Annotated in this window: 12 protein-coding genes; 1 reads left to right on the plus strand and 11 read right to left on the minus strand. The window is 28.7% G+C overall.

Features of this window, described 5'->3' with window-relative positions:
* Position 1 precedes the first annotated feature (1 nt).
* The 11 genes from C4B24_RS01060 to dnaJ form a co-directional block, all read right to left on the minus strand.
* On the minus strand, positions 2-997 hold the full coding sequence (locus tag C4B24_RS01060) for a hypothetical protein (protein WP_131598501.1): 996 nt from the start codon (positions 995-997) through the stop codon (positions 2-4).
* Positions 997-3,051, minus strand: coding sequence for a PDxFFG protein (locus tag C4B24_RS01065; protein WP_131598503.1), 2,055 nt, complete (start codon positions 3,049-3,051; stop codon positions 997-999). The genes C4B24_RS01060 and C4B24_RS01065 overlap by 1 nt, the downstream gene beginning before the upstream one ends.
* Positions 3,052-3,444: 393 nt before the next feature.
* Positions 3,445-5,310 (minus strand): class I tRNA ligase family protein, encoded by a 1,866-nt coding sequence (locus C4B24_RS01070; RefSeq protein ID WP_210725192.1) that lies wholly within the window; start codon positions 5,308-5,310, stop codon positions 3,445-3,447.
* A gap of 28 nt (positions 5,311-5,338) precedes the next feature.
* Positions 5,339-6,892, minus strand: coding sequence for an MATE family efflux transporter (locus C4B24_RS01075; RefSeq protein WP_131598507.1), 1,554 nt, complete (start codon positions 6,890-6,892; stop codon positions 5,339-5,341).
* A 62-nt stretch (positions 6,893-6,954) separates the two neighbouring features.
* The gene (locus C4B24_RS01080; RefSeq protein WP_131598509.1) at positions 6,955-7,476 is read right to left on the minus strand and encodes a hypothetical protein; all 522 of its coding nucleotides are present in this window, start codon (positions 7,474-7,476) and stop codon (positions 6,955-6,957) included.
* A gap of 122 nt (positions 7,477-7,598) precedes the next feature.
* Entirely contained in the window at positions 7,599-9,305 is a 1,707-nt protein-coding gene (aspS, locus tag C4B24_RS01085) for an aspartate--tRNA ligase (protein ID WP_131598511.1), read from the minus strand.
* Positions 9,305-10,567, minus strand: a complete 1,263-nt coding sequence (gene hisS / locus C4B24_RS01090) for a histidine--tRNA ligase (protein ID WP_131598513.1) — start codon at positions 10,565-10,567, stop codon at positions 9,305-9,307. The genes aspS and hisS overlap by 1 nt, the downstream gene beginning before the upstream one ends.
* A gap of 501 nt (positions 10,568-11,068) precedes the next feature.
* Positions 11,069-13,663: a protein translocase subunit SecDF gene (gene secDF / locus C4B24_RS01095; protein ID WP_131598515.1), complete on the minus strand. Its 2,595-nt coding sequence runs from the start codon at positions 13,661-13,663 to the stop codon at positions 11,069-11,071.
* A gap of 18 nt (positions 13,664-13,681) precedes the next feature.
* Positions 13,682-14,638 (minus strand): Holliday junction branch migration DNA helicase RuvB, encoded by a 957-nt coding sequence (ruvB, locus tag C4B24_RS01100; protein WP_131598517.1) that lies wholly within the window; start codon positions 14,636-14,638, stop codon positions 13,682-13,684.
* On the minus strand, positions 14,610-15,212 hold the full coding sequence (gene ruvA, locus C4B24_RS01105; protein ID WP_131598519.1) for a Holliday junction branch migration protein RuvA: 603 nt from the start codon (positions 15,210-15,212) through the stop codon (positions 14,610-14,612). Before ruvA ends, ruvB begins: the two co-directional genes overlap by 29 nt.
* A gap of 82 nt (positions 15,213-15,294) precedes the next feature.
* Complete coding sequence (dnaJ, locus tag C4B24_RS01110; RefSeq protein WP_131598521.1) at positions 15,295-16,383, minus strand: molecular chaperone DnaJ; 1,089 nt, start codon at positions 16,381-16,383, stop codon at positions 15,295-15,297.
* A gap of 110 nt (positions 16,384-16,493) precedes the next feature.
* Between dnaJ and C4B24_RS01115 the strand changes: the two genes are divergently transcribed.
* Entirely contained in the window at positions 16,494-17,345 is an 852-nt protein-coding gene (locus C4B24_RS01115) for a DegV family protein (protein ID WP_168388303.1), read from the plus strand.
* Positions 17,346-17,350: the final 5 nt, after the last annotated feature.

Raw genomic sequence — 17,350 nt, forward strand, 5'->3', positions numbered from 1 at the left:
CCTATTTCTTAAATTGACTATATACTTTAAATAAAAGCCCATTTTTACTTTCTGTAATTTTTGTTGCAGCCTCACTGCTTAACTTCCCATTTTCAGTAATTAATGGTTTTGAACCTAATGTTAATCCATCAACTTTATTTTTTGAACTATCTGTAAAATATAGTGTATATTCACCTGGTTTTGCAATAGCATCTGAATAAGAACCTGAAGAAAAGAAATTTGAAGTTCATGAAGTATAACCCTCATCAGCCAACGTTTTAATTTTTGCATTTGCTTGATTTGTATAATAATGAAGATTATCTTGATTTGTATTTATTTGAATATATTCAACTTTGCCAGTTGTTCTATTTTTCATAGCTAAATACTTAATTTTTTTAGATAAAGATGTTGGTACATAACCATAAGCATAAATTGCATCACGCGATTGTGATCTTCAAATACCTGTAATTGTTCTATCACCAATACCTCTAGATTTTAATAAATAATATCAATAAGCATCTGCAATCCCTGTTGGTTTTTTACCATTTAAATCAGTCATATCACCAACATATGGTTCTTGAGAACCGTCATCTTTGTAAATACTTCATTTCATTGATTTACGTATAAATCTATCTTTAAAGTATCCATTTGCCATAGATAAATTTTGTCCAATATATGTATGACTTGATTTTTCAAATTCAGAAAAAGGTGTTAGATAGTGTGTATCTGTATATTTGGGAGTTGTAATTGAAAATGACATATTTTTTAATGATTCTTTAGTTTTTGAATCTATTTCATTACCCGCTAACAATTTATTAACCGCATATTTACCTTTAAATTGCTCTCAGAACCTAGATGAATGTTCATCCTCACCAAATTCTCTAATAGCATCCCCATAAAATAATTTTCTATATCTAACTCATTTCGAATTAAATTCTTTTGGAATATAGTATTCAAACCCAGTATTGGATTCAGAAATATTTTCCTCAGAATTTTTATGTTTTGTAAATCCTGGCATTAATGGTTCTTTACTTGGTAAATATGTAACGGAAAAGTCATTGTGTAATCTGTAAAAATACTTTTAATATCATCAGAAGTAAATTTACCTCTTCCTTGTTTTGCAATAGCGGAGTCAATGGTTTTTTTACCATCAAGATTTATATAATTATATCCACTTAAATTATAGTCTAAGGGCATATCATTTCATATTTTCAGCTCTTCTTTATTTCAATTAGGATTTATTGGAAGGTCATTAGCTTTTATATAATGTCCATTTGATAATACTTCCGCTGGAGCATCAATATCTTCTGATAATGTTCCTGAGTTATTATCAAAAGCATTTAATAAGTATCCTTTGTATGGTTGTCCATTATATATTTTACCTAAAACTTTTTTTGTAACTAGTGCTCTCGTGTCTATATTTTTTTTACTTGGCGTCTTAGGAGGAAGTGTAATGTTATTTAATATAATTGGCATATTTGAAGAATTAGAAATTAAATCTAATAAACTTGGATATTTGTCTCAATCAGAGGGTTTTGTTGGATGAAATACTCTTCAACTAGGTTGCAATTGTTTAGCAAATGGAGGGTAATTTTGTGCAAATTCCAATACTTTTGCATATTTTTTAAATAATCACTCTTTGTCTTCACCACCTTCTTTGTTAATTTCAATTCAATCTTCTTTTTCAGTACCAAAAATTTGTTTATTAGTTTCAAAACTTTTGCCATTATCTGTACTAAATTTAGCGTATATCCCTTCTTTATAGTTTTTTATATCTCTTTTAGATTTTTCAGCTTCAGAAGCAGCAACTCTTCTAACTTGTAGCCCATTTGCTCTTGCTTTTAAATATAAATTTACATTTTTAATATTATATGCAGAGCCGTCAAATGAAGGGCTATTTATTTTTTGTCAAGCACCCAATAATACATTTTTACCAGATTGATCATTAGCAGCATCTAATGTTTGATGGTGACCATATTCATGCGTCGCAACATAATGCAATCAAGAAGAACCGATCCCTTTAAATTTAGGATTTAAAGAAAGTATCTCTGGCATTGGTATCCTTTCAGAAATTGGCATATATTTATGTTTTTTTGTAACAATTTTATATTCACCTTTTGAATTACGTTCAATAACAGGACCAGTAGTTTCTTTTAAATGATATGGATATTTTTTCGCAATAGCACTATACAATTCTGGATTAATATGTGTGTAAGTTTGGTATTTTTCAACATGTTTTCCATTAACAAGGAATTTGCCAATAGGATATAAATGTTTTTCAAATTTATAATTAGCGTTTTTAACGTCTTCTTTATTAACAGTAATATCACCAAATTTTTTACCGATATTATCCTGTACATTTTTTTTCATAGCTTTATCAAAAAGAGGTGCGATATTCTTAACAACCCTATTAATATCTTCAAGTGTACTAGCATTACCAAATTTTGCTAACATAGAATCAGGTTTTGAACCTGGACCTGTTATTGTTGTATACATTGGAAGCGAACCAAAAAAAGCATCTGGATAAAATTTAATATTCGTAGTTTCGTGTCTCTTTGAAGTGTGACCACCTAATGTAACTGTATTACCATTGATTTCAACACCTCTAATAATAGAAAAACTAGTTAGAGTTGAAATTTCAGGACCTCATGAAACATTTTTGAAAAATCACTTAATAAAATCAATAAATTCAGATGGTTTAATTGCGGTTGTATATTGATTATCAAAAGTCATAGATCCTACATGAATGACAAAATCAGGAGAATTACCTTTATGTTTACTTGCGTATTCTGTAAAATAATCATCAATATTTTTTCCTTCAACTTGTTTTTTAACTAAATCAATTTCAGCTATTTTGTCGTCGAAAAAATCACCACCGTGTTTTACAACTCTTGCTTTTAATCCAGTTACATTTGATTTATCTATATTTGTATATTTTGAAAATCTTGATTTATATTGATATCCTTGCTCACTTGGATCTATTTTAACAAATGCATATGAAGCACCTATTGCTGCACCTGTTGTACCTCCAATTACACCCATTGCTAATAATGATTTCATTCATAATTTCATATTCTCTTCCTTTCGTAATCATTGCAAAATTAAACAAAAAATAAGGAGTGATTATACTCCTTGATCGATATACCTTAGATATATGATCAGGAACAAATAAACATAAGAAGTGATTTTCACTAGGTACTGAAAATATTTCTCGATGTTTTCCATCTTTATAATTAATTTTACAATTTATTTATAATTTAATAGGTTCACTTTGGCAAACTCTATCTATGGTTATTATAACTATAATTCTCATAAATAAATGTTTGTTTTTTCTATCATTCAATAGTAAAAAGTGGCTTTTTGTATTTTGTATTGTTTTTAACAAATCTTTTTTTTGAGCAATTAGTCAATTAAAAAAAGATAAGCATGAAAAATACAAAAATAAAAAAATAATGCAAAATTGCATTATTTAACCACAAAATTAATTAATTTATTGGGTATATAAATTATTTTTAAAATTTCACCAGTCAAAAACTTCTTAACATTTTCGTGTTTTTTGGCCATTTCAATAATTTCTTCTTTAGAAGGCACAACATCAAATTCAAAAGCTGCTCTTAACTTACCAAGAACTTGAATAACAATTGTAGTTTTTCCTGATTTAATTAATTTTTCATCGAATGTTGGCCATTCATGTTTGTGAATTGGTTCATATCCTTCATTTTCCATTAATTCTTCCGCAAGGTGTGGTGCAAATATTGATAGCATTATTGCAAAACCTTTTAATTCTTCGATATTTGTTTCTTTTACTTTATAAACTGAATTAACATAAACCATTAGTTTTGATATCGCTGTATTAAATTTTAATTCTTCAATATCCTTTGTTAGTTCTTTTACAAGTTTATTATATTCTCCTGAAGTTTTATTTGAATTAGTTCTATTTAGAGAATACATTCTTTCAACTCTTTCAAGCCATTTTCTAATCCCTTTGATAGATTCAGTAGATCAAGCTTTAGTATCTATAAGAGGACCCATAAACATTTCATAGACTCTTAATGTATCAGCACCTAACTCTTCCACGATGTCATCAGGATTAATTACATTCCCTTTTGATTTAGACATTTTTAAACCATCAGTACCCAAAATCATCCCTTGATTAACAACTTTATGGAAAGGTTCAGATGTTGGTACAACACCAATTTTGTGCAATACTTTATGTCAAAATCTCGCATAAAGAAGGTGTAATACAGCATGTTCTTGACCCCCAACATATAAATCAACAGGAAGTCATTTTTTCATCCTTCTTTTTGCTTCCGGTGAATTTAAATCCTCATAAGAACCATCGCTATTTTTTAATATATAAGCAATGTAATATCATGAAGAACCCGCTCATTGAGGCATAGTGTTGGTATCTCTTCTATATTTTTTTCCATCAATTTCAAAATATAATCAATCAATATTATTAGCTAATGGTGATTCCCCATTACCTGATGGTTTAATTTCATCCATTTCAGGTAATTCAACCAAATCTTCAATTAGTAAAACATTATTTTCCTCATCAAAAGCAATTGGAAATGGTTCACCTCAATATCTTTGCCTAGCAAAAATCCAATCTCTCAAGTGATAGGAAACTTTACCATTTTTAACCTCTTTACCAATTCAATTTCTTTGTAGCGACTTTAATGAATTGGGTCAATCCACTTCTTCAAGACCCTCAAGTAATTCATCTGCAAATTCTGTTATTTTAAGAACTCATTGTTTCATGGGTTTTTTAATAACTGGAAACTCACCACGTTCTGAAACTTTCCTACCATCCTCCGTAGTTAAAACTTCTTCATTGGCTAAAACAGTCCCAAGTTCTTGACACCAATTAACTTCTATATCCTTAATCTCTGCCAATCCATTTTTATACATTTGTGAAAAAATTCATTGTGTTTGCTTGTAATATTTTGGATCAGTTGTATCAATTTCTTTATTGTAATCATATGAAAATCCTAATGATTTTATTTGTCTCCTAAAATTATTGATATTATGTTGAGTAAATTCTTTTGGGTGGTTACCTGTCTTTATAGCATATTGTTCAGCAGGAAGACCAAATGCATCTCATCCAATGGGATGAAGAACATCAAACCCCTTTAACCTTTTATATCTTGCAACAATATCGGTAGCAGTGTAACCTTCTGGATGCCCAACATGTAATCCAGCACCTGATGGATAAGGGAACATATCTAATACATAAAACTTTTTATTAGACTTTTCCGTTGTTTTAAAAATATTATTTTCTTCTCAATAATTTTGTCATTTTTTTTCTATTTTTTTGTGTTCGTACATAATATAAATATTATACATTAAAAAAAGGAAACTACTCTTTTGCAGTTCCTTCTGTTTGAACATCATCCAATGCTGCTAATTGCCTTGAAAATGCTTTTTCATAAGTAATGTTTCTTGCTCAATTTGACTTATAATAAATCACCATAAACGCAATACCCCTTGGTATGTCTGAAAGGAAAAATATAAAATAAGCTCAAGCGAAATTAATATTAGTTGCTGGAACTATCGCATACATAACAATAGCCAATCAACCTAATTGCATAGGTCCTGAAGTTATTAAATCAACTGTTGAAACTAAGTTAACCCTTCCTCCAGAAACAGAAGAAGATTTTGATGTAACAAACCAAATTCACCACGGAAAAAATATTGATAAGGGTCACAATGAATATTTAGTTCATTTTAAGACTAACTGATCATGTTTTAATGCTTCTATATATTGTGGTGTTCCCACAGTTTCGTCTGCAGCCGTATTTTGCAAGAATTTCATTTTTACAATAGTAAATGAAAATATTATTAACATTAAAGTAGCACAAACGGCTATAGTTGTATTAAAACCATGCAATCTCTTTGAATTTTCTTTCGCTAATTCTATATTGTCCTTACCTAGTTCACCACCAACAAATTTTGAAACGATAACATTTATAGAGTTAAAAACAACTGAGAATACACCGAATAATGAACCTACAAGACCCAAAAATGCCGCCGAACCTATAATACCCTCAATTGATTTATCGGGATAACCATCAGTATAAAACCTATTTCTAATTGTAATAAAAATCATTGTTAAAGAAGTGAATAAGAATATTGATATCCTTGTCCAAAATTGTCTATGGATAACTTTCGATATTGCAAATATAGTTCACAACCTAAATACGACAGGTAACTTTTTAATGTTCGCATATGTTAATAAAATAGTAAGAACACAAGTTCTTGCTGCAATTGATGCAAATGCTGCACCAGAAGAATCTAATTTATGACCGAATGCGCTAGTGTGCATTGTTAAAAAATTCAATAATATATTAGCAGTTAAACCAAAGAATCCAGCACAGAAAGGGATTTTACCCCATCCAATTTCCCTGTACATATTACCCAAGTTAAATGTAAGAGCAATCAATAATCACATAATTGTAATTCATTTCATATAATGTATCCCTTGTGTTAGAGAGTCATTATATTGAGACATATCTGATGTATCTTTAGGAGGAGCCAAGAAAACTGAAATCATTTTTTCTGGAATTATCCATGCAACAATAGCAAATCCAAAAGCAACAGTTATTGTTATCATCCACCTTATTTTAGCTATTTCCTTAACTTTATCATGATTTCCTGAATAATAATATTGAGCAACTAATATCGATCCAGTTGCTGCAGAACCTGCAAATATACCCATTATAATACTTGTTCATGAGTTAGCAGCAAATAATCCAGCTGTTGCGCCTTTTATATGTCCAACCATAAAATTATCAACAAAAGCATTCAAAGCAAATAACAAAGAACCACCTATTACAGGAAGTGATAATCTTAAAAACATTTTTCATTGTGTTTTATCTTTTGGGAAATATTCTTTTACTTTTTTTATAAACATAATTATTTAAATTATACACACTTATTTTTTAAAAATACAATGTGAAAATAACCTAATATTTGCTAAATAACAAATTTCACACTTTTTTTAATAGGTATATAAAATATATAAACAATTGGTAATACAATAGACATTTGAATTGTTGTTGCTATCGCATCCTTTAAGGCGTATGATTTACCAAATATTATCCATTCTAAAGATAAAAAAATAAATATTAAATAAGCGCTGGCAACTAGTGTTGATAATAAAAAAATAATTTTTATTTTTAGCAATCCCATAGTCCAAATAATCAATATCGCTCCAACGTAAGCGATAATACTTATTCATGTAAAGGCAATATATCCGGTCAATGAATCAACCATTATAACAGCAGAAATAGTAGAAAGTATAGCATAAGGTAATTTTAAAACTAAGGGAAATAGAAAAATTACTGCAGCTAATAAATATACATTACCACCAGCCAACGGAAAATAACCGAAGAATCCAACTATAACAGCAACACCAACCATCAATCCAGATATAGCTATTTGCTTTATATGGTTGTATTGGTATCAATTATTTTTTTTGCTTTTTATTTTATTCATATAAAAATATTATAAATAAAAACAAACATCATTAAACTATGCATTTTTGCTTTATATTATTAAAAAAAATAAAAAAAACTACGCCACATCAAATGATGGAAGTGTAGTGTTTTATTTATTCATTATTTATTTTCTTGCATTTTTAAGAAATACTCTTCTAATTGTTCTTTAGTTACATTTGAAGGCGATTGAGATAATGGGTCAATACCTTTTGCATTTTTAGGGAATGCAATAACTTCCCTGATTGATTCTTCACCAACTAAAATAGTTGCAATTCTATCAATACCAAATGCTATACCGCCATGTGGTGGTAATCCATATTTAAATGATTCAAGAAAGAAACCAAATTGAGATTCAGCTGTTTCCTTTGTCATCCCTATTGCACCAAACATTCTTCTTTGAATATCAGGGTTATTAATTCTTATTGAACCTCCCCCAATTTCAAATCCATTTAAAACAAGATCATAAGCTTTTGCTCTTGCTTCAAGAGGCTTAGTGTCAAATGTATCTAAACTTTCTTTTGTTGGGCTTGTAAATGGATGATGAGCAGCAATGTATCTTTTACTTTCTTCATTGTACTCGAACATAGGCCAATTAACAACTCATGTAAATTTAAACTCATCACTTGCTAATTTAAACATTCTATTTAGTTCAACACGAACAGCACCTAATGCTTGAACAGCATTTAAATATTCATCAGCAACAAACAACATTGTTCCTGTTTGAATATCATATTCTTTAGAAAGCAAATGAAGTTCTTTTTCAATAAATTTAAACCCTGGACCAGTTTTTTCTCCTGTTTCGGAATTAAATGCAGCCCAAAAAAGACCTTTAGCTTTATTTTTCTTTGCAACTTCTTCTAATTTTTTGATTTGTTTTTTAGATATAACTCTATCAAAAGCAATCATCTTAATAGTAGAAGCATTTTTAAATACGTTAAATTCTGTTTCACTAAACTTATCAGTAACATCTTTTAAAGTGTAGTCGTATCTAAGATCAGGTTTATCACAACCATATAGATTCATAGCAGTGTCGTATTCCATAATTGGGAAAGATAATTTATCATTGAAACCTAATTTAGGAAATATTTCAATAAACAAATCTTCTATAAGCTTCATAATTTGTTCTTGACTAACGAAGGATACTTCAACATCCAGTTGTGTAAACTCTGGTTGTCTATCGGCTCTTAAATCTTCATCTCTAAAACATCTTGCAATTTGAAAATATCTTTCTATACCAGATGCCATTAATAATTGCTTGTACAATTGAGGAGATTGTGGCAAGGCGAAAAATTTCCCTTTTGTTCTTGTTGGAACCAAGTAATCACGTGCTCCTTCAGGAGTTGATTTCGATAAATAAGGAGTTTCAATTTCAAGAAATTCATTTCTATCAAAATAATCACGTATTGATTTAACAAGTTTATGTCTAAGAATTAGATTATTAGTAATTTTTGTTCTTCTTATATCTAAAAACCTATGTTTAAGTCTATTTTCTTCCTTTATTTCAATATCATCTCTAATTACAAAAGGTGGTACTTCAGAAGTGGCCAAAACTATTACTTCATTAGCCATTATCTCTATTTCTCCAGTTGGCAAGTTTGAGTTTATATCTTTTCTGAGTATAACTTCACCATGAATTTCAATCACAGATTCTTTAGTAGCACCTATTGGTGTAGGACCTTCAATTACAATCTGAGTAATTCCTCATCTATCTCTTAAATCCAAAAAAGTAAGCGAACCTAATTTACGTCTATTAGCAATCCAACCTTTTAAAACTACTTTTTCTCCAATATTATTTCTTCTTAATTGTCCATTGTTAATTTTTTTCATTATTCTTCAATCCTTTCATCTAAGTATTCAACTATTTTCATTATGTCAACACTTTCTTGTTCTGATGTTATTTGATTTTTAACAACTATTTTACCTTCTTGTATTTCTTTTTTACCAAAGATAATTACAAATTTAGCACCTTCTTTACTTGCTTTATCAAAAGCTTTATTTAGTTTCATTACTTTAAGATTATGTTCAATTGTAAAACCGGCATTTCTAAGCATGTATGCTAATGAAGTTGTTGCAAGTGTTGTTTCATCATTCATATTTACAATATATGCATCAATATAAGGTTTATTTGCTTCCCTTACATTTTCAACTTCATTAACCAATCTTTCAACACCAAGGCCAAATCCAACTCCTGATAATTCAGGTCCACCAAACTGCTTAACTAATTTATCATATCTTCCACCACCAATAATAGCTGATTGAGATCCCGTAACTTCTGAATACGAATTAAATTCAAATATTATTTCAGAATAATAATCTAAACCTCTTACGAGTTTGGGTGAAATTTCATATTCAATATTTGCTGCTTCAAGTAATTTCTTAACTTTTTCAAAATAATCTTTTGTTTCTTTTGTATAAAATTCTTGAATTTTAGGAGAATTTTTAACAAATTCTTTATTACCATCAATTTTATCATCTAATATTCTCAAAGGATTTATATCCAGGCGTTTCACTGATTGCTCGGTTAATTGTTCCTTATATTCACTCAAATATTTTTTAAGCGCATTAGAATAATTGTCTCTTGTTTCTTTATCACCTAAAGAATTAATGTGTAATTTAAAGTTAGGTACTTCCAAAGAATTAAGTATTTGATAAGCTAACATAATCACTTCAGCATCTGCTGTTGGAGATTTAATTCCAATCAGTTCAATCCCGAATTGTGTAAATTGTCTTTGTCTACCTTTTTGAGGTCTTTCATATCTAAATGCAGGTGTTAAATAAAATAGTTTAGATGGTTGTGATTCTGCAAAAATTTTATTTTCAACAAAAGCTCTAATAACTCCAGCTGTTCCTTCTGGTTTTAAAACGAATTCCCTATTTTTCTTATCTTTAAATTCATACATTTCTTTTGAAACTATATCAGAAGTTTCTCCAACAGATCTTTTGAATAAATCTACCGATTCAAATATAGGTGTATCTATTTTCTTAAAGTTATAAAAAGATGCAATTGCCTCAAGAGTTTTAATTACCAGTTCTCTATTTTCTTGTCTTGATCCATATATATCTTTTGTTCCTTTTGGTTTTTTAAACATTTTTTCTCCTTTAAATTCACATAAATAAAATATAAAAGTCCACTTTGAGGGCCAACGTGCCACCCCAAATGGACTCTTAAATCATTAACGCTGATATTGCGGTAGTTATTAGCTACATCTCAAAGGTGCCTAGTCTTATCAAAGAAATATTTTATTTATCATAAAAATTATATAGCATTTTAAAAAAAGGTTTAAAAAAAGCCTAGATAATTAAAAAAATAAAAAATATAATGTGTATTCCCAATTCTAAATTAACGGAAGGATTTATTTATAGTTAAATATTCATAAGAGACTTTTAACTTTTATATATTAATATTACTGCTGTAAAATTAATTTTTAATATAAATATTTAGATACCCACTAATGAAAATGGAAAATAGAAAATAAAAAAACTATACTTCTTTAATTTTTGAAAGTATAGAATTTATTTTTATTATTTACGGAAGTTTACGAATTAAATATTATTATTATTATTAAATCTTCCTAATTATAAAGAGTGTTTTATGCTTTAAAGTTATTTATTCCTTCAACAGTTTGCTCTTCATTTTCTTTTAATTTCCAGAATTGTTTTTCTCTTCTTATTTGTGAACGTTTTTGTGAACGAGCTTCCAAATGAACCCATGCATAAGTAGCAATAAATATAGATGAGTATGTACCAGAAATCAAACCAGATAACATAGCAACATTAAATGCCATTTTTGTTGCATTACCAAATGACATAAGAACAATTATAGCAACCATTGTTGTTATAGAAGTTAATAAAGAACGTTTAATAGTATCTTTAATAGCTTCATTCGCCATCTTTTTAAGTTTCGCTTTACTTAAATCACCAACATTTTTATTCATTTTCTCCCGAATCCTATCAAATGTAACTATAGTATCGTTTATTGAATAACCAAGAACAGACAGTAATCCAGCAATGAATACTGGAGAAACTTCCACTCTTGTAATAACAAATACAGCAGTAACTATAAGACCATCATGAACAAGTGCTAAAATAGCTGAAATTGAATAAGTTCATTTAAATCTAACTAATGTATAAATAACAATTGCTATCATAGCAATAGATATGGCTATCATTGCATCTCTAACAAGAGCTCTAGCAACATCAGATGTTATTGATTGACCTTGGAATAAATAATTAGAAGAATTTAACTTAGTTGGTTTATTTTGGAAGTATTTATCAAATGCATTTTTTCACACTTGATCGTCAACACTACCTTTTTTAGTTTTAATTTCAAGAATTGCCTCTTTTTGAGCAGCATCTTTATAAACAATATTAGCTTCATCAGTAGAAATTAACTTAGAATCCACAAATGCTTCTTTAATTAAATTTGCTTCTTTTGTATTTAAAGAATGTTTACTATCTCCTGAAATACTCATAACAGTACCACCAGAAAATTCTATAGAAGAATTCATACCACCGGATAAACTACCAGCGATTCCTGCAGTTGCTGCAAATACTATTATTGCAATTGTAATAATAACTCCTGAACCAATTGAAAATCATTTTGCATTTTTAACAAAATCAATTTTCATCATTTTTTGCATTCTTGGAGAAGGTGGTGTTTGTATTTTCTTAGCATTAACACCCATCAGTCATTTTCTTTTTTCAAAAATATTAAGACCAACCATTAATGAAGCAATAACCCTTGTAAATATCAACATAACTAATAACGTAAATACAATTGAAAGGATAAGCATAATTGAAAACCCTTTAACAGATGCAGTACCAAAATAAAATAATACAAATCCTACAATTAATGTTGTTATGTTAGCATCAAATATTGTTGATAAAGATAATTTATTAGAAGCTTTATGTGCTTTCCTAATTGAAGAGCCTGAATACACCTCACCTTTGAGTCGTTCAAAAGTTATAATATTGGCATCGACAGACATACCGATTCCTATTACTAATGCAGCAATAGTTTCTGGAGAATATTCACCACGCATTACTGTAAACATTGTTAGAGTTAAAAACATATATAAAGCAATTGAAATAGTTGATAAAGCACCAAGTAATCCATAATTAACAATCATAAATATAGCAATTAATGCAAAAACAATTACACCAGCTAATAATGCTTTTTGAAATGCACTTTTTCCATATTCTGCTGTTAAAAAGTGAGAAGATTTAGAAATAATTTTATAATTTGATGACCCATAATTAATTCTTTCAGCTAATTTTGTCGCAGTTTCTTGATTGAAGCTACCTTGAATAACAAATGAATTACCATATAAAGGTTTTGTTACTTGAGCGATTGAAACAGCATAAGAACTGGCAGGTGGTAATCCTTCTTGATCAAATAATTTATTTCACATTGCACCATTCGCATTAGGAATAGTAACAGCACCAAGTAAATTACCCCTTGCTGCATAAAATTTTTGTCAAAGAACACCGTTATTTGATTTTTGGGAAATCATTTTATCCATTAATTTTTGATGGTCAATTCAAACAACCATACTTTTATTTTTTTGTTTCGACATTCATTCAGTAGCTTTACCTCATTCTCGTGCAGCTTTGTCATTTTTTAATTCAATAGCAACTACATAAGAACCATTTTGCATTGTAGCTTTTGCAGCATCTTCTTTAAAGGGAACTCTATATTGATCATCTGTTCCAACAGTCTTGTTATTAAGACCATCAAATACTGTAACACCACCTTCAATAAAATTACCATTTTTAAATAATGATTTGTCTTCTAAATTATAGAGTGACAATACAGGTTTAGTTGTAATCATTTTTTCAAATAATTCTTTCTCTTCTGTGGTCTGAATGGCTGCTTTAGTGATTGTAATATAACCATCTTTACCAATTGAAGATGATTGAGCAACTCCATTTATACCAAGTGGATCAACACGTTTAATAATATTATCAAAAACTAATTTTGTTTTCTCTTCATTAGCCGGTTTATTATTTGAATCTAGAATTTGAACAGTAACAGAAGCACCACCACCATAATCAATAGAAGTTTTTGGGTCCTTACCAGTGTAATAAAATGAACCTAAAGAAATAGCTAAAATCGTCCCTATCAAAGTAATTCCTAGCACTATTATTCTTGTTCATTTGTTTTTAATTCATTTAAAAAATTTCATAATTAATAATATTATATCTTAAATCAGATTATATTTTGTTAAATACTGAATTCCTTCACTAGTCAGCTTCCTTCCTCTTGATGATTTTATAAGCAATTTTCTTTTCAATAATATAGGTTCTATATTTGTTTCAATATTATCTTTTTCTTCACCTATTATTCCAGATATAGCATCAATGGATGCTCATTTTTCATTAAAAATTTCACCTAATGCCTTTATATATTGTATATGTGTTTCGTCTAAACCATATTTATAAAGACCTAAGAAATTAAAGGTTTTATTGACAGTTTTAACATTAATTTCATCCTGGTTATCACTGATACAAAAATCATTACATCTTTTTAATAAATTATTAGCTATTCTCGGTATTAATTTTGAATATTTAGCTATTTTTTGTATTGCTTGGCTATTTATTTTAATTTTTAATTTTTTAGAAGTTAAAATAATAATCTTACAAATTTGTTCTTCATCATAATCAACTAGTCTGCCAATTAATCCAAACCTTTCTTTTAATGGTGTTGTCATTTTATTGATTTTCGTAGTAGCACCAATCATTGTAAACTCAGGAAGTTTCATTCTAACTATTTTGGATTCACCTTCTGTCCCAATTGGTATATCAATTACTTGGTCCTCTAATGCAGAATAAATTAGTTCTTCAATATTTTTATTGATACTATGAATTTCATCTATAAATATAACTTCATTTTTTTGTATAGTAGCAAACAAAGATAATATGTCAGCTTTTTTATCTAATAATGAACCTTGTGCAAATTTTATAGGAACCCCCATTTTTTTAGCAACCAAAATAGCTAAAGATGTTTTACCAATTCCAGGTTTACCATGTAAAAGTAAGTGATCACACATTACCTTTCTTTTTTGAGAAGAGGAAACCATTGTTTTAATGGTATAAACAAGTTTTTCTTGACCAATAAATTCTTCAAATGTTTTAGGCCTTAATGATTTTGTGTTTTTCATTAGAAATCACTCTTATTGCATCTTCAATCATAAGTTCGATATTATCTTTACTCTTTACTTTATTGATTGCTAATTTTATTTGTTGCTTAGAGAATCCAAGTGTTTTTAAAGTTGGTATTATTTCGCTTACACTTATTAAATTTGATTCATTTTTCATTTTCTTTTTTTCCTCATTTGAAATTAATTTGGAATATTTATCTTGTAATTCAAAAATCATTTGTTTAGCTGATTTTACCCCTAATCCAGGTAAATGAGCCAAACCATCTGCATCCCCCTTTAAAAGCATTCCAATTATTTTTTTTATTCTTTCTTTTAATATTTGAATTCCAGTTTTTGGACCAATACCAGGAACAGTTAATAAATCTTCAAATAATATTCTTTCCTTAAATGTTTTAAAACCATAAAGAGTTTTGTGGTTTTCGTATTTATATTCATATATAAATATTTTAAGGACCTTTTCCGCTATAAAATCCCTAGGTTTTGGGACATATATTACTTCTCCTATAAAATTACTCTCTAAGATAATGTATTGCTTACCTATTGAAATAATTTTACCTATTTTATACAATATCATTTCATACCTACTTTCTGGCTCTCACCATACTTATGTAGCTTTTTTTATAAAAAACATAAAAGAAAAAATGCAATGTTGCATTTTAAAATTCTTTTGATCACTTATTAAATTTGTCATCTTTTACTTTAGATAAAGTTTTAATTATTTTTTCTTTTTCTTTAGAAGATAATTTAGGAACATAAATATTAATCTTTATAATCAAATCACCTTTTCTACCAGTTCTAACATCAGCAACTCCTGATTTTGAAATCCTAAATTCTTCCCCTGAAGTATATTTAGATGAAAGCTTAAATACATGCGCTCCATATGGAGTAGGAATATCAATTCTATTACCTTCAATTATGTCCTTAGCACTTACTGGAACGTCTAAATAAAGATTATTTCCATTCCTTACGTAGTATTTATGTTTTTTAACCTGTATAGTTAGATATAAATCACCTGATGGGCCACCTTGGTGTCCAGCACCTCCATAACCTTCAACAATAATTGATTGCTCATTTGAAATTCCTGCAGGAATTTTAATTTCAACTGTTTTTTTAGTAACGGTGATTTTTTCACCATAACATGTTTTACACTTATTTTTAATTGTCTTACCTTGACCTGAACAAGCTTCACAAGTTACCTGTGATTGCATACGTCCAAAAGGAGTATTAACAACTCCAATTGTCTGTCCAGAACCAGAACATGTAGAACAAGTAATAATATCCCCAGCGCTTTCTGCACCAGAAGCATTACATGCTTTACATTGCTCATATTTAGGTAATATTCTTTCAATAGTCGATCCTAATATGGAATCTAGAAAATCTATTGAAACAGTAGCTTTATAATCATCACCTTTGGTTTTTCTTCTAGCTCTTGAACGTCCTCCTCCAAATATATCTCCAAATATATCTCCAAAGCCTCCAAAACCACCGAAACCACCAAATCCTTGACCACCTTGACCACCATTTTCGAATGCAGCATGACCATATTGATCATATTGTTTCCTCTTACCTTCATCAGAAAGAATTTCATAAGCTTCATTAATTTCTTCAAATTTATCTTCTGCATTAGCTTCTTTATTTCTATCTGGATGGTATTTCATTGCCAATTTTCTAAATGCTTTTTTTATTTCTTGTTGTGTTGCGCTCTTGTTAATTCCAAGAACTTCGTAAAAATCTCTTTTATTCATATTAACATTCTAACATAAATTAGCACTCTTTATAACCTTTTGCTAATTTGATTGCATTTGTTTAAAACAATAAAAAAACCCTTTATGAATAAGTAATGTATAATAATTACATGAAAAATATAGGAATAATATTAGACTCTTTTTGTTCAAGAACTAAAAAAGAGGTAGAAAAATTAGGATTTGGTTACTTATCAATGCAAGTAATCTTAGATGGTAAAAATTATAAGGATGGAGTTGATCTTAAATTTGAAGAAGCTATGGAAAAAATCAATAGCTCTTATGATAAAAAAACTTCACAACCAAACCCAGGCGAAATGAGAGACACATTTGAAAGAATGACAAAAAAATATAGAAAAGTTATTTATTTATGTTTAGGTTCAGGAATGTCTTCAGCATTTTCAACTGCAACTGCAATAGCTGCTGACTTTGATGGAACAGTGGAAGTGTGGGATTCATCATTGGTTGGTCCAACATATATCGAAATGGCTAAGTGGATTTCACAAGAAATGAATGAAAATGAAATGAGAATTGAAGAAGCTAAATTTATTTTTAATAAATATGTAGATAAGTTAATAACATGAGTAACTCCAGAAAGAATAGATGCTATAAAAAGTGGTGGAAGAGCTAAAAAAGGAGCTGCTTTATTACTTTCAAAATTAAAAATAGTCCCTTTAATTAGTTATAAAAACTCAGAAATTGAAATCAAAGGTGTTAGACGTGGTTTTGCCAAGGCTGTATCAACTGTTATATCTAGAATTAAAGATACTCTTGGAGATAAAATTAATGAATATAACTTTGTATTAATGCATACAAATAAAGATTCTACTACTCAAATAGCTATAAATAAATTAAAAGAACTTGGAATAAATAATTTTAAGCAAGAGATAACTTCAAGTGCAATAGGGATTCAAGCTGGAATTGGTTCATTATCAATTGCTGCATACCCCAAAAAAATAGCATAATAAAA

This window comes from Mycoplasma marinum, from assembly GCF_004335975.1.
Classification (GTDB): domain Bacteria; phylum Bacillota_I; class Bacilli_A; order Mycoplasmatales; family Metamycoplasmataceae; genus Mycoplasma_K; species Mycoplasma_K marinum.